Here is a 22482-nt window from a genome sequence, read left to right as displayed (position 1 = left end):
GGCGGCCGGGCCGGGATGGAGGCCCGTGCGGTCAGGCTTTGACCGCCGGTTCCGGTTCTTCGGGGCGAGACTCGGCGTCGCCGGACTCCTCGGCATCGTCGAGCATCGTCGCCTCGTCGAACGGTCGCTCGCCGGCCAGCACGGCCCGGACCTGCTCCCGGTCGATCTCGTTCGTCCACGTGCCGACCAGCACCGTCGCCACCGCGTTGCCGGCGAAGTTGGTCAGCGCCCGCGCCTCGGACATGAACCGGTCGATGCCGACGATCAGGCCGACGCCGTCGACCAGTTCGGGGCGGTGGCTCTGCAGGCCGCCGGCCAGCGTGGCCAGGCCCGCACCGGTGATGCCGGCCGCGCCCTTGGAGGCGATCACCATGAACACCAGCAGGGAGATCTGCTCGCCGATGTTCAACGGCTGGTCGAGCGCCTCGGCGATGAACAGCGACGCCATCGTCAGATAGATCGCCGTGCCGTCGAGGTTGAACGAGTAGCCGGTCGGGACGGTGATGCCGACGACCGGCTTGCTGACGCCGAGGTGTTCCATCTTGGCGATCAGCCGGGGCAGGGCCGACTCCGACGACGAGGTCGACAGGATCAGCAGGAACTCGCGGCCGAGATATTTGAGGAGCGAGAACAGGTTGAGCCGGGTGAACAGCCAGAGCAGCGCGCCGAGGACCACGAAGACGAAGATCGCGCAGGTGATGTAGAACGCGATCATGATCTGGGCCAGGCTCTTCAGCGCGTCGACGCCGGTCTCGCCGACCACCGCCGCGATCGCGCCGAACGCGCCGATCGGGGCCAGCCACATGATCATGGCCAGGATCTTGAACACGAGTCGCTGGATGACCGTGATGGCCCGCAGCACGGGCTCGCCGCGCCGGCCCATGCCCTGCACCGCGAACCCGACCAGCAGCGCCACGAGCAGGGTCTCGAGCACCTCGCCGTCGGTCAGCGCGGAGAGCAGGCTGTTGGGGATGATGCCGAGCACGAAGTCGGCCAGGCCCGATTCGGAGGTGTCACCCACGGCCTTCTGACCGGCGGCGGCCGAAGCGGCGTCGAGGTGCAGGCCGGCGCCGGGGTGGATGATGTTGCCGACGACCAGGCCGATGGCCAGCGCGGCGGTCGACATGATGAGGAAGTAGCCGAGCGCGAGACCGCCGACGCGGCCCACCTTGGCCGCCTGCCGGATCGAGCCGACGCCGAGCACGATGGTGCAGAAGATGACCGGCGCGATCATCATCTTGATCAGGTTGACGAAGCCGGTGCCGATCGGCTTGAGCTCCTTGGCGACGTCCGGAGCGGCCAGGCCGACGGCGATGCCGGCCAGCACGGCGACGATCACCGCCAGGTAGAGATAGTGCGTTCTGTCCCGCCGGGGACGCGGGGTGGGGGTCTGGGTCTCCATGTCGCAGACTGTGTCCTGCGTCTCATCCCAAGGCACGCTTAAGTACATTCTGTTCACCACGGAGAAACTGCGGAGAGCCGGGCCGGAAACATGCCGATCAAGCGTTGGAGCATCGCTCGCCAGCTGTTCGTCCTGCAGGTTCTGGTCGTGACGGTGCTGGTGGCGATCGGGACGGCGGGCGCGGTGCTGCTGGCGCGCGACGACACCGAGCAGGCCGCCGTCGATCAGGTCGTCGGCATCGCGCAGGCGGTCGCGCACTCCCCCACGGTCATCAATGCGGTCACCGAGGCGAATCCGTCATCCATCCTGCAGCCGTACACGGAAAGCGTCCGGCACGCCACGAACACCAACTTCATCGTCGTCATGGCCCCCGACCGCACACGTTTCACGCACACCACCACCTCGCTGATCGGCAAACCGTTCATCGGCACGATCCAGCCGGCGCTCGAGGGCGGCACGGTCGTCGAGACGAGCGTCGGCACGCTCGGCGAGTCGGTCCGCACGGTGGTGCCGGTCGAACGGGACGGACGCGTGATCGCCCTGGTCTCGGTCGGCATCACGACACGAGCGCTCAATCAAAAACTTCTTTCCCGTACGCCCGCAGTCGCCGTTCCCACCGCATTGGCGCTGCTGATCGCCGCCGCGGGCTCATGGTTGCTGAGCCGTCGTCTGCGGCGCCAGACACACGGCCTCGGACCGGCCGAGATGACGCGCATGTACGAGTACCACGACGCGGTGCTGCACTCGGTGCGCGAGGGACTGGTCGTGGCCGACCGCACCGGCCGGGTAACCCTGGTCAACGACGAGGGCCGCCGCCTGCTCGGCCTGACCGGCGCCCCACCCGTCGCCACGCCGGACGCCCCGGCGGCATCGCTCGATACGCCGGTCGAGTCGCTCGTCATGCCGTCCGAGATCGGGGAGCTGCTCGCGTCGAAGACGCCGGTGGCCGATGCGCCGGTGCTGGCCGGGGATCGGGTGCTGGTGGCCAACCAGCGGGTGATCCGCTCGGAGGGGCAGACGGTCGGCACGGTCCTGACGCTCCGCGACCACACCGAACTGCGTACGCTCACCGGCGAGCTGGACTCCGTCCGCGGACTCACCGAGGCGCTGCGGGCGCAGGCCCACGAGGCCGCGAACCGGCTGCACACCGTGCTCACCATGGTCGAGCTGGGCCGCACCGAGGAGGCACTGCAGTTGGCGACCGCCGAGCTGGCCGTGGCGCAACAGCTGACCGACCAGGTGGTGGGGGCGGTGAGCGAGCCCGCCCTGGCCGCGCTGCTGCTGGGCAAGTCGGCCCAGGCCGCCGAGCGGGGCGTCCAGCTCGTCATCGACCCGTCGTCGCGGCTCACCGACAGCACCCCGCTGCCCAGCCGCGACCTGATCACCGTGGTGGGCAACCTGGTCGACAACGCGCTCGAGGCGGTGACCGGCACCGGTCCGCCGCGCGAGGTGACCGTGCTGGTGGTCGAGGCCGGTGGCGAGGTGCTGGTGCGGGTCGGCGACACCGGTCCGGGGCTGCCGGACGGGGCGTTCAAGCGCGGGTGGTCGACCAAGACCGGCGACCGCGGGCTCGGGCTGGCGCTGGTCAAGCAGGTCGCCGACCGGCACGGCGGGCGCATCGACGTGACCGCGGGACCGGGCGGCGGCGCCGTCGTCACGGTGATTCTTCCGGTGCGCGTATGACTGCCATACGCGTGCTGGTGGTCGAGGACGAGCCGCTTCTGGCCGAGGCACACGCCGCGTACGCGGGAAGGGTCGAAGGTTTTGAAGTGGCCGCCGTCGCGCACACCGCGCAACGGGCGATGGCCACGCTGCGTTCGACGCCGGTCGACCTGGTGCTGCTCGACCTGCACCTGCCCGACATGAACGGCCTCGAACTGACGCGGGCCCTGCGCGCCTCCGGAATCGGCACGGATGTGCTGGTCGTGACGTCGGCGCGGGATCTCGCCGTGGTGCGTTCGGCGGTGTCGCTGGGGGTCACGCACTATCTGCTGAAGCCGTTCACGTTCGCCACGTTCCGCGAGAAGCTGCTCGCCTACGCCCGTTACCGCCGGCAGATGCTCGGCGTCGAACCGGTCGCGGCCCAGCACGAGATCGACCGGGCCCTGGCCACCCTGCGCGGGGCCTCCCCCGACTCGCTGCCCAAGGGCCTCGACCAGGGCACCCTCGACCTGGTGCTGGGGGTGCTGCGGGCGGAGTCCGCGACGGCCGGGCTGTCCGCGGCCGAGGTCGCCGCCCGGATGGGTGCCTCGCGCGTCACCGCCCGCCGCTACCTGGAACATCTCGCCGAGACCGGCCAGGTCGCCCGGAACCCGCGCTACGGCGGGCCCGGACGGCCCGAAGTCGAATACCGGCGGGTCTAGGACGTCCCGAGCAAGAGAGCGGCCGAGGCGAATACCGGCGGGTCTAGTTTTCTTCTTCACTGTCGTGCGGCATGGTCGATCAGCAGGGGCAGGAGGCGCGATGGACCCGACGCACGAAGCCGTTCGGCTGCTCGAGCAGGCACAGGCCGGCCAGGCCACCGAGGCCCTGGCTCGCGCCGACGCGCTGCTGGCCGACAGCGACCACGCCGGGCTGCACTTCGTCCGGGTCATCGCGTTCAACGTGCTCGGCGACCTGCCGGCCTGGGAGGACGCGATCGCGCGGATGCTCGCGTCGGCCGGGTGCTCCCCCGGCTGGCGGGCCGCCGCGCTGGCCACCCGGGCCGGCACCCGGTCGCGGGTCGGCGACGGGCACACGGCCGACTACGACCTCGACGGCGTGCTGCGCGACCTGGTCGCGGCCGAGACCACAGTGCTCGACGAGACCGAGACGGTCGCCGCCGTCAACGCCCGCGTCATGATCGCCATCGCCTTCTTCGAGCTGCGCCTGTACGAGCTGGTCGGGGCGCACTACGAGGCCGCGTACGAACTCAGCACCGCCCCCGGCCCGGCCAACGGCAACCGGGCGATGTGGCTGATCAACCTGGCCGAGCTGCACCTGACCTGGGCGCTCGAGCTCTACCAGGTGGGCCAGGTCAAGGCGGCCGAGAGCCACACGGCCGAGGCCGAGGCGTACGGGACCAGGGCCGCCGCCGAGGCCGACGGGCCGGACGCCGAGGTGTGGCGGGACTACGCGCTGCTCGCCGCGGCCTGCGCCAAGGCCGACCGGCACGACCCGCTGTCGGCCGCCACCGAGATCACGTTCCTGCTCGAGCGCCTGTACGCGCGAGGTATGAGCCCGCTGCTGCTGGGCTTCGCGGGTCCGTTCCACGCGGTCGCGCTGCGCCGCACGGGACGCCCCGGCGAGGCCCTGGCGGTGATCGAACGGGCGATCGAGGCGCTGCCGCCCGACGCCGGGGTGCTGATCACGGCCGCGCACCACCACACCCATGCGGTGCTGCTGGCGGGGCAGGGGTCGCCCGGGGCCGCGGCGGGTCTCTCGTACGGGGAAACGCTCGCCGCCGCCCTCTGGCAGCAACGCCTGCGCACCCTGAACTCGTTCGAGACGATGCGGTCGCTGGAACAGATGCAGGCGGCGGCCGAGGTCGACCCGCTGACCGGCATCGCCAACCGGCGCGCGTTCGACTCGGCGGTGCGCCGCCTGGAGAGCGGCCCCGACGAGTGGGCCAGCGTCCTGGTGATCGACACCGACAAGTTCAAACAGATCAACGACACCGAGGGCCACGCGGCCGGCGACGCCGCACTGCGCGCCATCGCGGCCGCGCTGATGTCGCTGGCCCGCGAGACCGACGTGGTGGCGCGGCTCGGCGGCGACGAGTTCGCGGTGCTGCTGCCCGGCGTCGGCCACGCGACGGCGCGCGAGGTGGCGCAACGGATGGTGCTGGCCGTGCGCGGCATCCCGGACTGCCCGGCGACGCTGAGCATCGGGGTGGCGGGCGGTCCGGCGTCGACGCTGCCCGCGGTGGTCGACCTGGCCGACGCCGCCATGTACCGGGCCAAGCGCCGCGGCGGCGACGGCGTCGAGCTGAGCACCCCGGCGCCGCGATCCGTGCTGGCCGCGTGACGTTATCTGCCCTCAGAAGTCCAGGTGCTCGTATTCGACGCGCTCCAACCAGGCGGTCAGCTCGGTGAGCTCGTCCCGGGTGACGCCGTGGGCGAGCCATTCGTCCTGCCGGTCGAGCCGGAGGAATCCTTTTCCGGCGAAGGCGTGCCGCAGGTAGTCGGTGAACGTCAGGCCGTGGTCCTCGTCGCGGACCAGCGGGTCGGCGCCGGCGTACGGCAGCCAGACCGAGTACGGGGCGCCGCCGCTGATGTTGGCCTTGTGCAGATAGTCGGCGGCGAAGGTCACCTCAAGCGGTCCGGCGAGCTCGGGATGATGGTCCGCCGATTCCTCCTGCCATTCCTCGACCGAGAACCACGACTCGCTGAGGTCAATGATCTCCAGTGGGTCGGCGACCGTGAGTTGTTCGGGGACGCCGGGCGGGAACGGTGCGTCCCAGGTGTCGCGCGGGACCAGGTCGATCGTTCCGACGAGACGCCAGTACGCGGCCAGCGCCGGCGGCACCGCCGAACCGGTCACCTGCGCCAACTCGCGCAGCCGGTCCCCGACGTCCGCGGCGGGTCCGGGTAGCGCCTTATCCTCGCTGACCGGCCAGCCGGCGGCCACCAGAGCGGCGGTGAGGCGCACGGCGTTCTGCCGGACCCGATCCATGGTCAGCTCGGCGACCTGCTCGGCCTCGGCCCGCCACTCGTCGTCCAGGTGGGCGATCGCGCCGAGGTCGCGCCACACTCCGCGGTGGTCACCGTCTCGATAGCGGGCCACGAGATCCCCCGGTCGCTGGCGCGGGCCGGACGGCTTTGCGGTCGGCGCCGCCCGCACGGCCGCGGCCGCGTCCAACGCCGGCGTCGTGACAGCCGGATCGGCGTACTTGAGCACCTGCCGGGCCGACCGGCCCAGGGCTTCGTGGTTGCGCAGACGGACGCACAGGTCGAGCCAGCGGGGATCCCGCGCCACCAGCGTGCGCAGCTCCTCCGAGTGCCACTCCGGGCCGGACCGGGTGAACGACCACGGCGACAGAAGACCGAGAGCCTCGCCCGCGGCCGTCAGACCGGCCTCAGTGGTCAGGCCCTCGTCCGAGAACAGGGGACCGACGTTGTCCCAGGCCGTTCCGTCGTCGGTGAACATGACCTTCAGGGCCAGGAAGCGGCCGAGGTGGTCGTGGTCGTGGATCCCCGCCCGCAGGGCGTCGCGGGCCTCCACGGTCCCGATCTCGAACAGCGCGTGGCCGGCGGAGACCGCGACCGGATGGACGGGGCATTCGGCCCACAGCCCGATCAGGGCCGGAACAGCCGGTGCGTACCGCAGACGCCCCAGCTCGCGGACCTGGTCGTCCACCGACCGCCAGTCGTCGGCCCGGCCGATGGCCGCGATGCTGAGCTCCTGGTATTCCCGCACCTCGCGCGGCGTGAGCTGGCCCCAACGCTCGATGTCGATGCGAGCCCGGCTCCCGACGTCAGGCCATCGAGCGAGAGCATCGAGGAGTGATTGCAGTACAACATCGCTACCCGCGCCGCCGGTCACGGCGCACAGTATGCCAGCGCCACCTGACCAGCGTTAAGGTCAAGATCATGGCTGGACGGACCAGCGTTGCCGAGCGGGTGGCGGCGGCGCAACGCGCGAGCGTGGAGTCGCTGGCCGCGTACGCCGGGGACTCCTCGCCGGCCGTCCGGCGTGCGGTCGCGGCTCGCCCGGACGCATCCGGCGATGTTCTGCGAGCATTGATCGCCGATCGGGACCTCGCCACGCGCGCCGCCGTCGCCGGGAATCCGGGCGTGCCCGAGGACGTGCTGATCACGCTGCTGACGGATCGGCACTGGCGGGTGCGGTTGACGGCCGCCCGGAATCCGGCCGCCACTCCGGCCGCGCGCCGGGCCATGTGTGCGGCCGCCGATCCGAACGTCCGGCTGGTGCTGGCTCAGCAGCCGGGCCTGCCGGCGGAGATCGGCGCGGCACTCGCCCGGGACGAATTCGTCACGGTCCGCGAGGCCCTCGCCGCGTGCACGGACTCACCCGCCGTCGTTGCGGCCCTGCTCGCCGACCCCGACGGCCGGATACGGGGTGCGGCCGGGATCAACTCGCTGGTCACGGTGCCGCAACTGCAAGCCCTGCGCCACGACACGCACCGGCAGGCGCGGCTCGCCGTCGTCTGGGCCAACCATCGCCGCGCCGAGGTGCCGGTGGACGATCTGCTCGCGCTGGCGCGGGATCGCTCGTTCGACGTCCGCTACTGGCTGGCCAACCTTGCCGGTGCCACCCGCGAGGTCTACGAGATCCTCGCCCACGACCGGGACGAGATGGTCTCGACCACCGCGCGACTCTGGCTCCTGCCGCCCGACGATCCGAGAAGCAAGGCAGGACACCGGACCGGTTATCCCGACCCGGCCCGGCTCGGTGAACCCACGCCGTTTGTGGCGGCGACCCCGGACGAACTGATGCGACTTCTGCCCGGCACCTGACCGGCGAGGCCGGCCGCCTGACCCGCGAGGCCGGCCGCCTGACCCGCGAGGCCGGCCGCCTGACCCGCGAGGCCGGCCGCTGGAGAAATCGCCGGAAACGGATTTCGGTGCTGGAGTGACCTCGTTCGGTGCGATATGGAATTCTTTCGGACTATGACGACGTCGCCGCCGCCCGAGTCGCCCCAGCCCGATCCGGCACCGGCTGAGGACAGCGCCTGGCAACGGCCGGCCGAGACCGTGCCCGAGCAGGGGACGGCCGCGGCGCCGGCGTACACGCAGCCTCTCGACGTGCCGACCAGCGTCGGTACCGGCCAATGGCCGGCCGAGACCACTCCCGAGCAGCAAGCGGCCACGGCGCCGCCGGTCGAGGTGGCGACCAGCGTCGGCACCGGGGAGTGGCCGGCTGTCGCGCCGCAGCCGGGTGAGGGCGTCCCTGGGCCCGCGGCGACCGAGTACCCGCCCGTCACTGAGCCGGGCGGCGGGGGCAACCGCCGCCTCCTGTTCGCCGGTGGAGCCGGCCTGGTGATCGGCGCGCTGATCGTCGGCATTCTCTGGGCGGCCAGCTCGTTCGTCGGCGGGGGCGACGACGACGCGGCCTCCGACGCCGCCGCGGCCTGCGACGTCTTCCGATCGGTGCCCGACCAGTGGCAGCCCGAGACGGTGACCGAGCAGACCACCTACCGCCTCGGCGGCGCCATCGCCCTCGCGCAGGCCGCCGGTCAGGCCGACCCCGATTACCGGGTGCTCGCCGCCCAGGCCCAGCAGGTGCAGCAGGCCGTCGTAACCTTCGACCTGAGCCGGGTGGCCCAACTGGTCACCGACGTGCGGAACACCTGCGACGAGCTTTAAGCGGAACTGCGGCTCATCATCGAGCCGATCATCATGGTCGAGCGCTTCCGGCTGAGCAGGACGCGCCCGGCCACGGCGGCCGCGGTGTTCATCCGGCCGACCGTCACGCTCGGCGGCGGGTTGTGCCGGGCCAGGGTGGCGAACGCCGTGTCGACCACCTGCGCGGCCGTCATGCGGCGGCTGCCTCCGTCGGCGGCGTTGCCGGCCACGTCGAAGAACTCGGTCTCGGTGGCGCCCGGCGACAGGGCGAAGACGCGGAGCCCGGTGCCGCGGGACTCGTACCAGAGCGCCTCGGTGAAGCTCAGCACGAACGCCTTGGTCGCCCCGTAGACGGCCATCGTCGGGCTGGCCTGGTACGCGGCCATGCTGGCCACGTTGATCAGGAAGCCGTCGCCGCGGTCGCGCAGCCTCTCGATGTAGGTCCGGGTCAGGTCGACCACGCTCGTGACGTCGACCGCGATCTCCTGGTGGAGCCGCGCGGGGTCCTCGGTGTGGAACGGCCCATGGGTGGCGAAGCCGGCGTTGTTGATCACGCTGGTGACCTCCACGCCACGGCCGGCGAGCTCTTTCTCCAGCACCGAACCGACGGAAGGTGTCGTCAGGTCGAGAGCAACCGTGTGCACCTGGACCCCGGAAAGGGAACGGGCCAGCGCCTCGAGCCGGTCGAGCCGCCGGGCCACCAGCACCAGCGAGGCGCCGCGGGCGGCGAGACGACGGGCGAACTCGGCGCCGATCCCCGAGCTGGCGCCGGTGACGAGGACGGTCTGGCGGGCGTAGTCCACTGGCTTCATGCATGACACCGTAGGTCAGAGTGGCACTCAGTGTCAATCAGGCATACTGGGTCGGTGAGCACCCTCTGGAACCGTTCCCGGCAGGCCGCCATCACCGAGGTCATCGGGGTGGCCATGGACCTCTTCCTCGACAAGGGGTTCGAGGCGACGACGTTCGACGACATCGCCGCGGCCGCCGGCATCTCGCGGCGTTCCCTCTTCCGCTACTTCGGCACGAAGGAGGACATCGTCCTGTTCCATCTGAGCGGCGAGGGCCCCCAGGCCGCCGCCGCACTGGCCGCCCGGCCGGACGACGAGCCGCTCTGGACCGCCCTGCTCAACGTCATGCTGCTGATCGAGGACCACGGCGGCGACCCGGCCCGACTGCTCAAGATCTCCGAGATGATGTACGGAACCCCGTCGTTGCGCGCCCGCAGTCTCGAGAAGCACCTGCAGTGGCAGGCCGACCTGCTGCCCGAGGTGAAACGCCGGCTCGGCACGACGTCGGGTGACCTGCAGGCCGCGGCCGTCATCGCGAGCGCACTGGCCTGCATGGACGCCGCCGGCGAGGCATGGACCCGGGCCGCGGGCACGGTCCCGCTCGGCCACCTGCTGACCGACGCGTTCGACGCCATGGCGCAGGCCGCCCGGTGAGACGCCGTGACGCAGGCCGCTCGGTGAGCGCCGTGACGCAGGCCGCTCGGTGAGCGCCGTGACGCAGGCCGCTCGGTGAGCGCCGTGACGCAGGCCGCCCGATGATGCACGACGATCAGCTCACCGTCTCCGCCGGCGTGGTCCGTTCGCTGGTCGACGAGCAGTTCCCGGCCTGGCGCGAGCTGCCGCTCAAGCCGCTCGACACGCAGGGCACGGTCAACGCGATCTTCCGCCTGGGTGACGGGCTGACCGCCCGCTTCCCGCTGCAGCCGCGAGCCGATGCCCGCGCCTGGCTCGAGCGCGAGGCGGCCGCCGCGGCCGAGCTGCTGGGTCACACCCGGTTCGCGACGCCCGAACCGATCGCGATCGGCGAGCCCGGGCCGGGTTACCCACTGCCCTGGTCGGTGCAGACATGGGTGCCGGGCGAGGTGGTGACCGATCAGATTCTGGGCGACGAATTCGCGCGCGACCTGGCCGAGTTCTTTTCCGCCGTACGGGCGATTCCCGTCCACAACCGCAAGTTCAGCGGCCCGGGGCGTGGCGGCGACCTGAAAGCGCACGACGAGTGGATGGAGGTCTGCCTAGCGCACAGCGAGAACGCCCCGGCCCTGCGGCGCGTCTGGTCCGAGCTGCGCGAACTCCCGCGCGGCGACGCGCCCGACGTGATGAACCACGGCGATCTCATTCCCGGCAACATCCTCACCGCGTACGGGCGCCTTGAAGGTGTTCTTGATGTGGGGGGTCTCGGACCGGCCGACCCGGCACTCGACCTGGTCAGCGGCTGGCATCTGCTCGAGGCCGGCCCGCGCGAGACGTTGCGCACCGCCCTGGGCTGCGACGAACTGGAGTGGCGGCGCGGCATGGCGTGGGCGTTCGAGCAGGCGATGGGGCTGCCCTGGTACTACGAGACGACGAATCCGCCGATGGCCGCGCTGGGCCGGCGGACCCTGGCCCGCATCCTGTCGAGCTTTTGACATCGACCGAGCCGGATGGTGGGGTGATGCCCGTGAAGGGTCAGATCGTGCACTCCCCCGCCGGTGACGAGATCGTGCTCGACGAGGTCGGGCAGACGGTGCTGCTGGACAATCCGGTGATCCGCGTCTGGGACGTCGCGCTCGAACCGGGCGAGACCCACCCGTGGCATCTGCACCACAACCCGTACGTGGTGCTCTCGATCTCGGGTTCCGAGGCGCGGATGGACTGGCTGGACGGCAGCGAGCCGCGCTTCCTGAACGAGTACCGCGGCGGCTCGGTCTACCGTCCGCTGTCGCCCGTGCACCGGCTGACCAATATCGGTCAGCGCTTCTATCAGAACCGGCTCGTCGAGCTCAAAGATCTGGGCGAGAACCGGCCCGAGCCCGCCGACATCGGCCCGGGCGACCGCAGCATCGAGGGACAACCGCCCGCCCCCGCCCTCCCGGACGGCCGTGTCCCGGTCATCCTGCACCCGCACGTCGGCGTGTGGACGGTCGCATCGGACGAGCCGGTCAAGCTCGACCTGGCCGACCGCCCGCACGTGATCGCCGAACTGGCCCGCGACGGCGCGGTCAGCTTCCACCCGGGCGGCCCGCTGACCCTGACCGGCGAATATTTCGTGGTGGATCTCGCCTTCTGACCGCACAATGGCGCGGTGCTGAGTGCCACGGGGGATCTACTCGCTTCGCTCGATCCTTTCCCGTACGGGGTGAGGATCGCGCGCGTCATGGCGTGGGCGCGGTCGTCGCCGGATCGGGCCGAGGTCTGCGCCGATCTGCGTACCGGCGGCCCCTACGAGCGGTCGCTGGCGCTGGCCGCCGCCGCGGACGACGAGGTGCTCCTGGCCCTCACCGACCCGCAGGCGTCGATCCGGGCCCGCGCCCTGACCTGGGCCGTGCGCCGGCGGGTCGAGCTCGACCTCGACCGCCCGTCCGTCGAGCGCCGCCTGATCTACCGCACGCTCCGCGGTGTGAACGCCCCGGACTACGCCGACGCCATGCTCCCCCGCGTCCGCGCGCTCTACGGCGATGTCGAAGCGGCCGCCCTGCTGCCCGCCTGCAGTTCCGAAACGGTGGCCGCGTCGCTGCCCGAACTCGACCACGCCGTCAATCCGACCGCCGTGGCCCGGCGCCACCCGGCCGTCCTGCTGGCCCACGTGACCGCACAGTTCGAGCAGGCGGATCCGGCTGTGCGCGGGCGCCTCTGGGCCCGGATCGGCCACGCCGTGCTGCACACCGATCCCGACGGTGTACTGAGCCTGCTGGAGCGGTTCGGCCCCGAGGAGACCCTGCCCGGAAACCTTTCCCGGTACGGGGTTCTGGCCGCCCACGATCCCCGCCGCGTGGTCGCGCTACTCGCCACGCGGACCCGCTCGCTATGGGCGCCGCTGCCCCGCGCGCTCACCCGGCGCCTGGTCGTCCTGCCCGACGAGGAGCTGGTGCCGCTGGCCCGCAAGCTGCGCGACAAGGGCAGTTACGCGAGCCTGCTGGCCGTGCTGCCCCCGAGCCGCCGCGCCGCCGTCCACGGGCAGACGGTCGCCCCGGCCGGCAGCGTTCCGGACGACCGGACGATGGAACTGCTGCCGCACGCCGTACGCGCCGACGAGGCCCGCAAGCAGCTCGAACGCCCCCGGGCCCGGGGCAGCGAGGGCACGGTCCGCGCGCTGAGCGCCTGGCTGCCGTGGCCGGAGGCCCGCGACGCGATCGTGGGGGCGACCCGCAGCGGTGACGCCGAGGTGCGGGCCGGCGCGTACGGCCACCTGGTCGACGCGGCCCGCCGCTCGCGCGACCCGCAGGTCGTGGCCGAGGCGTTCGGGCTGCTCGACCGGCTGCGGAACGAGCAGGAGCCGGTACGCACGGCCGCCCTGACCGCCCTGGCCCGCCTCGCGCCGCTGGTCACTCCCGCGCTGATCGACCGGCTCACCCGGTTGACGACGGACGCGGTCGAGGCGCGCGACGTCTCCGGGCCGTCGCTGGGTGCGCTCGGCTCGCTGGCCGCGGGCGTTCTGCAGCATCACGTGGACGAGGCCGGGCTGCGCGAGTGGGCGCTGCTCACCATCGACCTCGCCACCGACAGCAAGGCCGTGCCGGTGCTGGGCCGCTACGACCGGACGCTGCGCCGAGGCCAGGAGCAGATGGTCTTCGACCGCCTGCGCGGCTGGGTCGAGGCCGCAATGACCCGCGGCTTCCACGAGCCGCTGTTCGCGCTGACCCGCGCGCTCGGCGACCGCGCGCGGCTCGTGCCGGGCCTGCAGGCGTTGTTGCGCCGGGCGATCGACCCCGGTCCCCCGCCGTCGGTCGGGCACACCGCGATCGCGCTGTGGCTCGACGACCCGCGTACCCGGGCCGAGCGGGTGGCCGAGCTGATCGAGCTGGACGTGTCGACCGTGGCGGTGGCGCCGGTCTGGGCGACGGTCGCGGGCAACCGCACCGATCTGCTCGACCAGGTGCTCGTCCCCGGGCTGCACGGCCGTTTCCGGCAGAAGGGCGTGCGCTGGGCTCCGGAGTGGCCGCGCCACGCCGAGCGCTGGCTGCCCCGGCAGCAGGCCGCGTACGTCGCGTTGCAGGAGGCGATCGCGGCCGACACCGGCGCCGCCCGGCGGTCGCGGGCGGCGGCGATCGCGGCCGCGGCCCGGGTTCCGGTGCTCGGGCCGGCGCTCGCGCTGCGTTATGCGAGCTCGGACGACGTGGTGCTGGCCGAGGCGGCGCTCGGAGCCCTGGTGTGGTCGGAGCAGCCCGGCCAGGCGATGGCCACGCTGCTCGAGCACGCCGGGGACGACCGGGCGCGGGTGGCGATGTACGCGGCGGGGCGGGCCGTGCGGTTCGTGGCGCCGTCTCAGCTGCCCGCCCGGCTCGAGCCGGTGCTGCTCGGTTCCTCCAAGGTGACCAGCAAGAAGGAGGTCGCGCGACTGCTGGGCCGGTTCGGGCCGCCGTCGTCGATGGGGACACTGCTGGAGGCGTACGGGAAAGAAGGTCAGCATCGCGACGTGCGCGCGGCGATCATCTCGGCCGCCCGGCAGCGTCTGTGGGCGGCCGAGAGCTGGACGATTCTCGAGGCCGGGGTGCGCGGGAGCCGCGAGGAGTTGCAGGCCGTGCTCGGCGCGAGCCCGTTCGCGGTGGCCGGCCGGTATCGGACGCGGTTCGCGGAGCTGGTGGCGGCCGCCGCCCGCAGCGAGGATCAGTTCATCCGTAGTGCCGCGTTCGCCGTGGTGCCGGCCTGGGCGCCCTGGATCGACGGCGTCACCGAGCTCGTGGTCGACCGGCTGACCGCGTTCGACGACTACCTCAACCGGTGGGAGCTCGGGGCGCTGGTCGCGACGATCCACGCCGACGGGCTCGGCACGTTGTGGCAGCGGCTGGCCGAGCAGGACGCTCGCGACTCGGCGGGCAACGCGGAGCGGGACCGTCCGTGGCGGGAACGGCTGGACGATCTGACCGACGCGGTGGTTCAGTGGGCGGCCCGCGCCGACTCGACCGTCGATCGTGGACCGGCCCTGGTGGCGGCGCGTCGGCTGGCCGAACAGGCGGGCTTCCTGACGCCGGCGCTGAGGATGATGGTCGCGCTGGGCGGGCTGGACGTGCTCGACGAGGTGGCCGACCGTTGTGCCGCGCGGCCGATCGTGGCCTACCACGCGTCACGGGCGCTCTCGTCCCACCTGACCAGCCGGGAGGCGACGATCGATCCCGTACGGCAGCTGGCCCTCGCGTCCGACCACGAGCGGCACGGCGATCTGGCCCGCGGGCTGTTCGCGGTGGCGCTGACCCGTCGCGGTTACGCGCTCGGCTGGCCGGTCGAGTGGCGGGACCGGTTGCGATCGTTGCGGCAGCACCCCGATCCCGACGTACGCGAGGCGGCCACCGAGGTCGTCATGAGCTGGTGAGCCCGGCCCGGCTCAGGCGGCGGGCGATCGCCGCGCAGCGTTCGCGCAGCTCGGGCGGGTCGAGAATCGCGAAGTCGTGACCGAGCAGCACGATGTGCATGAGGATGAAGTCGAGATTGTCGGCGCCGCTGGTCACCTCGCACGTCTCCGCCGTCCGCTCCCGCACGACCGCGGCCGACTGCGGGATCTGCGCGCGGACGGCCGGGGCCGGGGCGTGCACCAGGAAGCGTGCCTGATGGCGGTAGACGCGGCTGGCCACGCCCTCCTGCACGAACTCGGCCGCGTCGGGCGCCGCCCGGGGCCGGAACCGCAACGTGGTCGCGTGCATCGCGGACATGCGGTCCAGGCGGAAGGTGCGCCAGTCGTCGCGACCCGTGTCGTACGCGAACAGATACCAGCGTCGGTCCGAGGCGACGAGACGATAGGGCTCGACCCGGCGGCGCTCGTCGCGGTAGTCGAATTCGGTCAGCACCTCGTCGCGGCACGCCCGGGCCAGGGCCAGCAGCGTCTCGGAGTCCACCGGCGCACGGCCGCCGTCCATCGACTCGACCGAGGCGGTCAGCGTGCGCACCTCGTGCCGCAGCCGGGCCGGGAGCACCCGGTCGAGTTTGGTCAGCGCGCGCAGCGTGGCGTCCCCGGTGCCGGCCCCGGCCAGCAGCGCGACGGCCGTGGCGATGGCCTCCTCGTCGTCGAACAGCAGCGGCGGCAGATCCTGACCCGGGCCGAGCTGGTAGCCGCCGCCGACGCCCTGCCCGGCGTGCACGGTGAAGCCGAGAACGCGCAGCCGCTCCACGTCGCGCCGGACCGTGCGGGTCGTGATCCGGAGTCGTTCGGCCAGTTCGGGCCCGGTCCACACCCGGCGCTGCTGGAGCAGGCCGAGCAGGGCCAGGACCCGTTCGGTCGTGCCCAGGTCGTCCATGATTCCCAGTCTCGCAGACAATGCGGACCGATCCTGTCCTCGTTCCGTGTCAGGGTGGACCCATGGACGGATTCGACTGGAACCGGACGCTGCGCGAGCAGTGGGAGTGGCACTGGGACAACCAGCTGCGCGAGCGGCTCGCCGGCATGACCGACGACGAGTACTTGTGGGAGCCCGCACCGGACACCTGGAACGTACGCCCGCGCGGCACCTCGACCGCGCCGATGCAGGCGGGCAGCGGTGACTTCACGATCGACTTCGCGTTCCCGCAACCCGACCCGGCCCCGCTGACCAGCATCGCCTGGCAACTCGGGCACGTGATCGTGGGAGTGCTGGCGGTACGCAACTTCGCACACTTCGGGGCGCCCGAGGCCGCGTACGAGAAATGGGACTATGCCGGCACCGCCACCGAGGCCCGGACGCAGCTCGACCAGCAACTCGCGGTGTGGCTGGCCGGCGTGGAAAGCCTCGGCGAGGACGGTCTGCGCCGTCCGTGCGGTCCCGCCGAGCCCTATCCGGACGCGCCGATGGCCACGCTCGTGCTGCACATCCACCGTGAACTGATCCACCATCTGTCCGAGGTCAGCCTGCTGCGCGACCTCTACCTGAGAGGAGAGTCCCGATGAGCCGCACCATCCAGGTCACGTTCGACGCCCACGACCCCAAGAACCTGTCGATCTTCTGGCGCGACGCGCTCGGCTACGTCCATCCCGGTCCGCCCGGGGTGACGGTCGAGCCCGGCACCGACCCGCTCGACGCCTGGGACGACTTCCTCGAGGCGAACAACGTGCCGATGGAACGGCGCAACGCCGCGTCGGCGCTCGAGGACCCGGACGGGACCGGCCCGCGCATCTTCTTCCAGCAAGTGCCCGAGGACAAGGTGACCAAGAACCGCATCCACCTCGACCTGCGGGCCGCGCCCGGGCTGGAGGGCGACGACCGGATGGCCGCCCTGGAGGCGGAGTGCGACCGCTTGGTCGCGAAGGGAGCCAAGCGGGTCAGCCGGTCCGAGCCCGCGCTGCCGTTGAGCGCCGGTTTCATCGTGATGACCGACCCCGAGGGCAACGAGTTCTGCCTGGATTAGGCCGGTCAGCGGCGGCCGCCCGGCTGCCAGGGCTGGACGATGGCGCCGGGAGGGGCGGAGCGGATGGCGGCTTCGAGCGACGGGGCCTCGAGCAGGGCGGCCCGGCCCAGGTGGGCGGCGCCGTCGAGGGCGAACAGGTCCCCGTACGCGAAAAGGTGCTTGGCGGTTATCGGCGTGCTGCCGCTGGTGCGGACCAGGAAGCCGGGGCGGGTGGGCATCGTGCGGCCGAGCAGGTTGACCCAGCGGCACAGCTGCACCGACTCGAAGACGCCGCCCAGGTAATAGGGCTCGGCATAGGTGAACTCGCGAGCCGCCGCGACGTCGGGCAGGTCGGCGATGTGCAGGCTGCCGGTCGGGTCGCCGTCGTCGTCGAGCGTGGGACCGCGGGCGATGATGCGGTCGGCGTAGGGATCGAGGAACGCCCAGTGCTCCTCGGTCAGTTTCATCTTCAGCCCGAGCGCACCGGCGCGATCACGGCCGTACACAAAGAAATGCACTTATTCCTCCGGAGACGTCGCCCGGCGCATCGATACGCCGGGCGACGTTCCACATTGGTCAGGAACAGTAGGTCGACTGCTTGCCGATCACCTTGTACGGGCAGTCTGCCACCTCGGCGAGCAACAGGGCGGCCTCCCGGTTGCGCGACGTCTCACGGTTGATGACGCTGGCCGGCGGGTAGAAGCCGCCGCCCGACGCGGAACGCGGATACATCTCGAACGTGTAGGCGAAGATCTTGTGCGTGCCCCACAGCCAGTCGAGCAGGTCGCCGTCGGTGATGTAGAGGTCGGACGACTGCTCGGGCGTGTAGTTGTTGGTCGCGGCCATCTGCCGGCCGAACGTCGAGAAGGTGTTGTAGTCGTCGGTCGTCATGCCGGTGGTGGTGTTCGCGGTCGTGTGCCCGAAGGGCCAGAGGACCAGCTCGCTGTACGTGTGGAAGTCCATCGACGCACGGATCTGCTGCTTTCCACCCACTACCCGGCTGTTGACGAAGTCACGGACGGCGCGCGTCTCGGGGGCCGAGAAGGCCGACGGCCCGCGGTAGGTCGACGACGACGTGCTGCCCGACGAGCCGCCGCAACAGCCCCAGCGGTAGCCGTAGTTACGGTTCAGGTCGGTGCCGACGTTGGACGATCCGCTGTTGGGCTGGCGGTTCTTGCGCCACGACCGGTAGCTGCCGGTGGCGATGTCGTACTCCGAGCCGTCCGGGTTGACCGACGGGATGATCCACAGCTCGCGGCTGTTGACGACGTTGCGGATGCGGCTGTCCGACGCGTAGCCGGCCGTGTAGAGGTTGAGGACGTACAGCGCCATCTCGACCGTCAGGTGCTCGCGGGCGTGGTGGTTGGCGTCGTACAGGACCTCGGGCTCGTTCTCGTCGGTGCCGACGTTGTCGGAGATCTTGACGGCGACGATGTCGCGGCCCTCGTAGGTCTTGCCGATCACGCGCTTCTGGGCGATCGCCGGGTAGGCGGCGACGACCCGGTTCACCTCGGTGATCATCTCGCTGTAGTTGTGGTAGGGCGCGTCCGAGGGCGGGAAGTCGAACGTCCGCAGGATCGGCTGGACGGTGAAGCCCTTGCGCTGCAACGCGCGTACCTCAGCTGGCGACGCGGTCACGGTGACGATGGCGTGCTCGACGCTGTCGATGGCCACGCCGGTGCGGGCGATCACGTTGCGCTGGGCGGCACTGCGTACGTCGAGCACCTCGTACTGGGCCGGCTCGGCGCTCACGGTCGGCGCCGCGTCGGCGGGCACGCCGGCGAGGAGAGCACCCAGCATCGCGACGGCGAGAGCGGCCACGGCGGTACGTCGTCGTCTCATGAACGACCTCCAGGTCTTCGATGGTGCCCCTCACCCCACCATCGCGCCTGGATAGATAGCAATCAATTCGACCATGTCATTGCGTACCTCTCACCGCCTTATAGGCCGTACGGCTCCAGCTCCAGACCGGCTTACAGGCCGTACGGCTCCAGCTCCAGACCGGCTTACAGGCCGTACGGCTCCAGCTCCAGACCGGTCACCGTGACGGGGTCGTGCACCGACGAGAGCCACCGCCCGCGGGTCAGGCGCAGGCGATCGGACGTCAGGGCCTCGCCGTCGCGGGCGTCGATCGAGACGCCGTCGGGCTGGTAGCCGAGTTTGCGCGAGACGCCCTGCGACGCATGGTTGTCCTGGAACACCTCGGTGAGCGCATCGGTCGCCCCCAGGTGATCGAACGCGAGCGCGAGCAGGGCCGTGCGCGCCTCGGTGCCGTACCCCTGGCCCTGGAACCTCCGCCCGAGCCACGACGACGTGACGACCTGACGGATCACCGGAAAATCCCGCGCGCGCATCGAGACCATGCCGATCGCCGTGCCCTCACGGAAGACCCCGAGACCCAGGTCCCAGCCGTACGGCTCCCACTCGGCCAGTGCACCCCAGTGCCCGCGTAGCACGTTACGGGCTCGATCGGTGGCCGTGCCCTCGGTCCACGGGGTCAGGAACGGCCGCTCGCCGGGGGCGTGGATCCCCACCGCGGCCAGCTCGGCCAGCGCGACCAGCTCGTCCTCGCCCGGCAGCCGGAGCTCGAGTCGCGGGGTGGTGAGGCGGAGCGCGTACTGCGGCCAGAGATCGACAAGCATGCCCCGCATCCTCTCGGCCCGGGCTCGCGCGGCCAACCGATTTACGGCGCCGCCGGGAACGTCACGACCATGGCCACGCCCGGGTCGCGCGCCTCGGCGAAGGCGTTGCCGCCGTGCGCGACGGCCAGCTGACGCACGATCCACAGACCCAGGCCGATGCCTTCGGTGCCGCCCACCGAGAACTGGTCGAACAGGCTGTTGCGCAGCTGATCCGGGATGCCCGGGCCGTGATCGCGCACTTCGAGCCGGTCGAACGAGCCGTGTCGCCGCACGCTGACCACGACCGGCGGCGCGCCGTAGCGGAACGCGTTGGTGAGCAGGTTGACCAGGATCTGCTCGAACCGCTGCCGGTCCACGTACAGGGTCTGCCCGGCGCCGATCTCGAGAGTCACGTCGGCGTCCGTGCTGCGGACGTGGGCCAGGGCCTCCTTGACCAGTGCCGCGGCCGGGTGTTCCCGCAGGTCGAGCTGGAGGCGGCCCTCGCTGTCGATGCGTTGCACGTCGAGCAGCCCCTCGGCCAGCCGGTTGATGCGCGCGGTCTGGCGCAGGGCGGCGTCGAGCATCCGGACGACCGGCGGGGGCGCGTCGGTCTTCAGTTCCTCCAGCACCAGCCGTACGGTGCTCAGCGGTGTGCGCACGTCATGAGCGAGGGTGCCCATCATGGCCGCCCGCCACTGCTCGATGCGCTCGAGACGCTCGCGGTCCTCGCGCAGATGCCGGGCCTGGGCCTCGATCAGCAGCGCGACGGCCAGCGCGATCGGCATCAGCACGAACGCACTGCCGATCACCAGCGGCGGCTGGCGGGTCAGCACCAGCGGGACCAGGTAGGCCAGAGTGGCCGGCGGGACATAGGTGAGCAGGATCCACCGCGGGAAGTGCAGCGCCGCCCACGCGAAGATGAGCACCAGGAACGGTCCGGTCCCGGTCGCCGACCCGCCGAACGACCAGGTCGACATCCCGAGCACCGCGAACGCGGGCAGCCCCATCCAGGCCGGCGTGTGCCGTCCCGCCCGGGCCCAGGCCGGGTGGATCGCCACCAGCCCGAGCGCGAAGTCGCAGGCGGCCACCAGCAGCAGCCGGTTCGCATGCGTGGTGTCGTTGGCCATCCCGAGCAGTGCCAGCGTCCCCGCCAGCACCAACAGCACCCCGGCTTGCCGGGCCGCCGCGCGCGGTCCGGTTCCCAGGAGTCGGAAAAGTCCGTTCTGTTCTACTTGCCGATAATAGACCAGCTCGGGGCACTGCAATGACGACTGCAACGGGCAGTGCAAGCGGGCGCGGCAGCATGAGGCCTTGCATGCACGGGTGTCTCGTCAGAGGAGCGGGCAGCCATGATCTTTCCGAACGACGGACGACCACTTCTCGCCGCCCGGTTCCTGGGCGACTTCCGCGTCACGATCGACGGGGTCCCGATCGACACCGCCTCCCGGCGCCGCACCCGGCACGTGCTGGCGCACCTTCTCGCGCACCGCCGAACCGCCGTCCCGCGCGACGTGCTCACCGAGGCGTTCTGGCCCGGCGCCACACCGTCCGCCGCGCGCAACAACCTGCACGTCGCGCTCAGCGGGCTGCGCCAGGCGTTGCGCGCGGCCAGCCCGGTCGCGGGTGTCGAGCGCACGTTCGACAGCTACCGGATCGCCGACACGGTGCGCGTGTGGACCGACATCGAGCAGTTCGAGCACCACCGGGCGGCGGCCGAGCAGGCCGAGCGCCGGCACGAGCACGCCCGCGCCATGCAGGAGCGGGAGGTCGCGTGCCAGTTGTACGAGGCGGATTTCCTGGCCGACGAGCTCTACCTGGACTGGGCCGGACCGATCCGGGAGGCGCTGCGGCTCGACATGATCGCCCTGCAGGGCCGGCTCATCGACGGCTATCTCGAGGAGGGCGCCTACGGCCCGGCCACCTTCCTGGCCCGCCGCCTGGTCGAGGCCGATCCGTGCAACGAGCCGGTGAACCGGCAGCTCATGGCCTGCTACGCGGCGGCCGGGCTGCGGCATCTGGCGCTGGCGCAGTACCACCGGCTGGCCGAGCGGCTGTGGGACACCCTGCGGGTGCAGCCCTCGTACGCGACCACGGCGTTCTTCCACGAACTGCGCAACCCGCGGCACAACGGGCTGACACTGATCGCCTCCTGAGCCCACGGGAGCGTACGGTCGGCCCATGGCCACCCAGCATCGGCTGACCGCCACCGTGACCCCCGGCGGGATCCTGTTCGCCTGCGAGGACGACCTCTGCGGTCGCCGCCTGGTCATCGACCGGGAGACCGGCGAGATGGTGGTGATCGACCACGGCGACCGCGCCGCCCGGCACAGCGGCGCGGCCGGGGGTGTCCGCCTGCACGACCCGCGGATCGCGATCCGCTGACCGGTCAGGCGATGCGCACCATCGGCCCCTCGGCGATGGCGGCCACATCGCTGTTCCGCCCGAAGTTGCGGTGCGTCAGCACGGTCACCAGTTTGTAGACACCCGATGCGGGCGGGCTCGGGTTCCCGTTCAGGGTGCTGGGCGGCACGACCACGTTCGCGCTGTAGTTCGTGCCGCCGTTGAGCGGCACGGTGTCGGTGCCGGTGCGCAGTTCGGGTCCGCCTCCGATCGATTCCGCGTAGACGCTGACCGTCCACACCCCGCCCAGCAGCAGTGCGGCCGACGCCGGAATCTCCCACGAGGTCTCGACCCGGAACGGCGCCCCCGCCTCCAGCACGTGGGTCGGCGTGCCGTTGTTGTCGAGCACGGTCGCCGTGAACTGACCCGAACCGAAGAGCTGGTGGGGAAACTGGATGAGGGCCATGCCTTCCTCTCCTCGACAGCGCGGCGCTGTCATCGCCGGAAAGCTTGCCCGGCCGGAGTTCCCCGCCTCTTATTCCGGGCTTAGC

General features: G+C 71.6%; 22 protein-coding genes. 13 read left to right on the top strand and 9 right to left on the bottom strand.

The window, feature by feature from the left end; all coding sequences use genetic code 11:
- Window positions 1-31 precede the first annotated feature (31 nt).
- Window positions 32-1402 (bottom strand): cation:dicarboxylate symporter family transporter, encoded by a 1371-nt coding sequence (locus KOI35_RS15800; protein ID WP_215788190.1) that lies wholly within the window; start codon window positions 1400-1402, stop codon window positions 32-34.
- A gap of 90 nt (window positions 1403-1492) precedes the next feature.
- Here KOI35_RS15800 and KOI35_RS15795 point away from each other — a divergent pair, with 90 nt between their 5' ends.
- From KOI35_RS15795 to KOI35_RS15785, 3 genes are all read left to right on the top strand, one after another.
- Window positions 1493-3085, top strand: coding sequence for an ATP-binding protein (locus KOI35_RS15795; protein WP_215788188.1), 1593 nt, complete (start codon window positions 1493-1495; stop codon window positions 3083-3085).
- Complete coding sequence (locus KOI35_RS15790) at window positions 3082-3765, top strand: response regulator (protein WP_215788186.1); 684 nt, start codon at window positions 3082-3084, stop codon at window positions 3763-3765. Before KOI35_RS15795 ends, KOI35_RS15790 begins: the two co-directional genes overlap by 4 nt.
- Window positions 3766-3865: 100 nt before the next feature.
- A complete protein-coding gene (locus tag KOI35_RS15785; protein ID WP_215788184.1) occupies window positions 3866-5407 on the top strand; it encodes a GGDEF domain-containing protein in 1542 nt (513 codons plus the stop codon).
- A 12-nt stretch (window positions 5408-5419) separates the two neighbouring features.
- On the opposite strand, the gene KOI35_RS15780 is transcribed toward KOI35_RS15785, so the two are convergent.
- Complete coding sequence (locus KOI35_RS15780) at window positions 5420-6799, bottom strand: hypothetical protein (RefSeq protein WP_215788182.1); 1380 nt, start codon at window positions 6797-6799, stop codon at window positions 5420-5422.
- Window positions 6800-6972: 173 nt separating this feature from the next.
- Between KOI35_RS15780 and KOI35_RS15775 the strand changes: the two genes are divergently transcribed.
- Window positions 6973-7860 (top strand): hypothetical protein, encoded by an 888-nt coding sequence (locus KOI35_RS15775; protein ID WP_215788180.1) that lies wholly within the window; start codon window positions 6973-6975, stop codon window positions 7858-7860.
- Window positions 7861-8013: 153 nt separating this feature from the next.
- Window positions 8014-8709, top strand: coding sequence for a hypothetical protein (locus tag KOI35_RS15770; protein ID WP_215788178.1), 696 nt, complete (start codon window positions 8014-8016; stop codon window positions 8707-8709).
- On the opposite strand, the gene KOI35_RS15765 is transcribed toward KOI35_RS15770, so the two are convergent.
- A complete protein-coding gene (locus tag KOI35_RS15765; protein ID WP_215788176.1) occupies window positions 8706-9500 on the bottom strand; it encodes an SDR family NAD(P)-dependent oxidoreductase in 795 nt (264 codons plus the stop codon). The genes KOI35_RS15770 and KOI35_RS15765 overlap by 4 nt on opposite strands.
- A 54-nt stretch (window positions 9501-9554) precedes the next feature.
- On the opposite strand from KOI35_RS15765, the gene KOI35_RS15760 reads away from it, so the two are divergent.
- The 4 genes from KOI35_RS15760 to KOI35_RS15745 all read left to right on the top strand — a co-directional run bounded on the left by KOI35_RS15760 (window position 9555) and on the right by KOI35_RS15745 (window position 14988).
- Window positions 9555-10133: a TetR/AcrR family transcriptional regulator gene (locus tag KOI35_RS15760; RefSeq protein ID WP_308121021.1), complete on the top strand. Its 579-nt coding sequence runs from the start codon at window positions 9555-9557 to the stop codon at window positions 10131-10133.
- A 101-nt stretch (window positions 10134-10234) separates the two neighbouring features.
- A complete protein-coding gene (locus tag KOI35_RS15755) occupies window positions 10235-11107 on the top strand; it encodes an aminoglycoside phosphotransferase family protein (protein WP_246613232.1) in 873 nt (290 codons plus the stop codon).
- Between the two features lie 26 nt (window positions 11108-11133).
- Complete coding sequence (locus KOI35_RS15750) at window positions 11134-11748, top strand: cupin domain-containing protein (RefSeq protein WP_215788174.1); 615 nt, start codon at window positions 11134-11136, stop codon at window positions 11746-11748.
- Window positions 11749-11763: 15 nt separating this feature from the next.
- On the top strand, window positions 11764-14988 hold the full coding sequence (locus KOI35_RS15745) for a hypothetical protein (protein ID WP_215788172.1): 3225 nt from the start codon (window positions 11764-11766) through the stop codon (window positions 14986-14988).
- On the opposite strand, the gene KOI35_RS15740 is transcribed toward KOI35_RS15745, so the two are convergent.
- Window positions 14975-15907 carry a helix-turn-helix transcriptional regulator gene (locus KOI35_RS15740; RefSeq protein WP_215788170.1) on the bottom strand — a complete coding sequence of 311 codons (933 nt, stop codon included), beginning with the start codon at window positions 15905-15907 and terminating at the stop codon, window positions 14975-14977. The two genes, KOI35_RS15745 and KOI35_RS15740, sit on opposite strands and share 14 nt — an antisense overlap.
- A gap of 62 nt (window positions 15908-15969) precedes the next feature.
- On the opposite strand from KOI35_RS15740, the gene KOI35_RS15735 reads away from it, so the two are divergent.
- Together KOI35_RS15735 and KOI35_RS15730 are read left to right on the top strand one after the other, a co-directional pair.
- Window positions 15970-16533, top strand: coding sequence for a DinB family protein (locus tag KOI35_RS15735; RefSeq protein WP_215788167.1), 564 nt, complete (start codon window positions 15970-15972; stop codon window positions 16531-16533).
- Window positions 16530-16991: a VOC family protein gene (locus tag KOI35_RS15730; protein ID WP_215788165.1), complete on the top strand. Its 462-nt coding sequence runs from the start codon at window positions 16530-16532 to the stop codon at window positions 16989-16991. The genes KOI35_RS15735 and KOI35_RS15730 overlap by 4 nt, the downstream gene beginning before the upstream one ends.
- Before the next feature lie 5 nt (window positions 16992-16996).
- Here the strand turns inward: KOI35_RS15730 and KOI35_RS15725 are convergent, their stop codons facing one another.
- The 4 genes from KOI35_RS15725 to KOI35_RS15710 form a co-directional block, all read right to left on the bottom strand.
- A complete protein-coding gene (locus tag KOI35_RS15725) occupies window positions 16997-17488 on the bottom strand; it encodes a YciI family protein (RefSeq protein ID WP_215788164.1) in 492 nt (163 codons plus the stop codon).
- A gap of 58 nt (window positions 17489-17546) precedes the next feature.
- Entirely contained in the window at window positions 17547-18812 is a 1266-nt protein-coding gene (locus KOI35_RS15720) for a M14 family metallopeptidase (protein ID WP_215788162.1), read from the bottom strand.
- 164 nt (window positions 18813-18976) lie between these two features.
- Window positions 18977-19612: a GNAT family N-acetyltransferase gene (locus KOI35_RS15715; protein WP_215788160.1), complete on the bottom strand. Its 636-nt coding sequence runs from the start codon at window positions 19610-19612 to the stop codon at window positions 18977-18979.
- A gap of 41 nt (window positions 19613-19653) precedes the next feature.
- Window positions 19654-20757: a sensor histidine kinase gene (locus KOI35_RS15710; protein ID WP_308121020.1), complete on the bottom strand. Its 1104-nt coding sequence runs from the start codon at window positions 20755-20757 to the stop codon at window positions 19654-19656.
- A gap of 183 nt (window positions 20758-20940) precedes the next feature.
- Here KOI35_RS15710 and KOI35_RS15705 point away from each other — a divergent pair, with 183 nt between their 5' ends.
- Both KOI35_RS15705 and KOI35_RS15700 read left to right on the top strand, forming a co-directional pair.
- A complete protein-coding gene (locus KOI35_RS15705; protein WP_215788158.1) occupies window positions 20941-21744 on the top strand; it encodes an AfsR/SARP family transcriptional regulator in 804 nt (267 codons plus the stop codon).
- A 25-nt stretch (window positions 21745-21769) separates the two neighbouring features.
- Window positions 21770-21973 (top strand): hypothetical protein, encoded by a 204-nt coding sequence (locus KOI35_RS15700; RefSeq protein ID WP_215788156.1) that lies wholly within the window; start codon window positions 21770-21772, stop codon window positions 21971-21973.
- Window positions 21974-21977: 4 nt separating this feature from the next.
- Here KOI35_RS15700 and KOI35_RS15695 read toward each other — a convergent pair whose 3' ends face one another.
- Window positions 21978-22397 carry a hypothetical protein gene (locus KOI35_RS15695; protein ID WP_215788154.1) on the bottom strand — a complete coding sequence of 140 codons (420 nt, stop codon included), beginning with the start codon at window positions 22395-22397 and terminating at the stop codon, window positions 21978-21980.
- Between the last annotated feature and the right edge of the window lie 85 nt (window positions 22398-22482).

Source organism: Paractinoplanes bogorensis (assembly GCF_018829635.1).
GTDB lineage: Bacteria > Actinomycetota > Actinomycetes > Mycobacteriales > Micromonosporaceae > Actinoplanes > Actinoplanes bogorensis.
This window is presented reverse-complemented; position numbering and strand designations above follow the sequence as displayed.

Excerpts from the sequence above, each read along its gene's own strand:
- KOI35_RS15800 (WP_215788190.1), bottom strand. The coding sequence starts at position 1,402 with ATGGAGACCCAGACCCCCACCCCGCGTCCCCGGCGGGACAGAACGCAC.
- KOI35_RS15795 (WP_215788188.1), top strand. The coding sequence starts at position 1,493 with ATGCCGATCAAGCGTTGGAGCATCGCTCGCCAGCTGTTCGTCCTGCAG.
- KOI35_RS15790 (WP_215788186.1), top strand. The coding sequence starts at position 3,082 with ATGACTGCCATACGCGTGCTGGTGGTCGAGGACGAGCCGCTTCTGGCC.
- KOI35_RS15785 (WP_215788184.1), top strand. The coding sequence starts at position 3,866 with ATGGACCCGACGCACGAAGCCGTTCGGCTGCTCGAGCAGGCACAGGCC.
- KOI35_RS15775 (WP_215788180.1), top strand. The coding sequence starts at position 6,973 with ATGGCTGGACGGACCAGCGTTGCCGAGCGGGTGGCGGCGGCGCAACGC.
- KOI35_RS15770 (WP_215788178.1), top strand. The coding sequence starts at position 8,014 with ATGACGACGTCGCCGCCGCCCGAGTCGCCCCAGCCCGATCCGGCACCG.
- KOI35_RS15765 (WP_215788176.1), bottom strand. The coding sequence starts at position 9,500 with ATGAAGCCAGTGGACTACGCCCGCCAGACCGTCCTCGTCACCGGCGCC.
- KOI35_RS15755 (WP_246613232.1), top strand. The coding sequence starts at position 10,235 with ATGATGCACGACGATCAGCTCACCGTCTCCGCCGGCGTGGTCCGTTCG.
- KOI35_RS15750 (WP_215788174.1), top strand. The coding sequence starts at position 11,134 with ATGCCCGTGAAGGGTCAGATCGTGCACTCCCCCGCCGGTGACGAGATC.
- KOI35_RS15740 (WP_215788170.1), bottom strand. The coding sequence starts at position 15,907 with ATGGACGACCTGGGCACGACCGAACGGGTCCTGGCCCTGCTCGGCCTG.
- KOI35_RS15735 (WP_215788167.1), top strand. The coding sequence starts at position 15,970 with ATGGACGGATTCGACTGGAACCGGACGCTGCGCGAGCAGTGGGAGTGG.
- KOI35_RS15730 (WP_215788165.1), top strand. The coding sequence starts at position 16,530 with ATGAGCCGCACCATCCAGGTCACGTTCGACGCCCACGACCCCAAGAAC.
- KOI35_RS15720 (WP_215788162.1), bottom strand. The coding sequence starts at position 18,812 with ATGAGACGACGACGTACCGCCGTGGCCGCTCTCGCCGTCGCGATGCTG.
- KOI35_RS15715 (WP_215788160.1), bottom strand. The coding sequence starts at position 19,612 with ATGCTTGTCGATCTCTGGCCGCAGTACGCGCTCCGCCTCACCACCCCG.
- KOI35_RS15705 (WP_215788158.1), top strand. The coding sequence starts at position 20,941 with ATGATCTTTCCGAACGACGGACGACCACTTCTCGCCGCCCGGTTCCTG.
- KOI35_RS15700 (WP_215788156.1), top strand. The coding sequence starts at position 21,770 with ATGGCCACCCAGCATCGGCTGACCGCCACCGTGACCCCCGGCGGGATC.
- KOI35_RS15695 (WP_215788154.1), bottom strand. The coding sequence starts at position 22,397 with ATGGCCCTCATCCAGTTTCCCCACCAGCTCTTCGGTTCGGGTCAGTTC.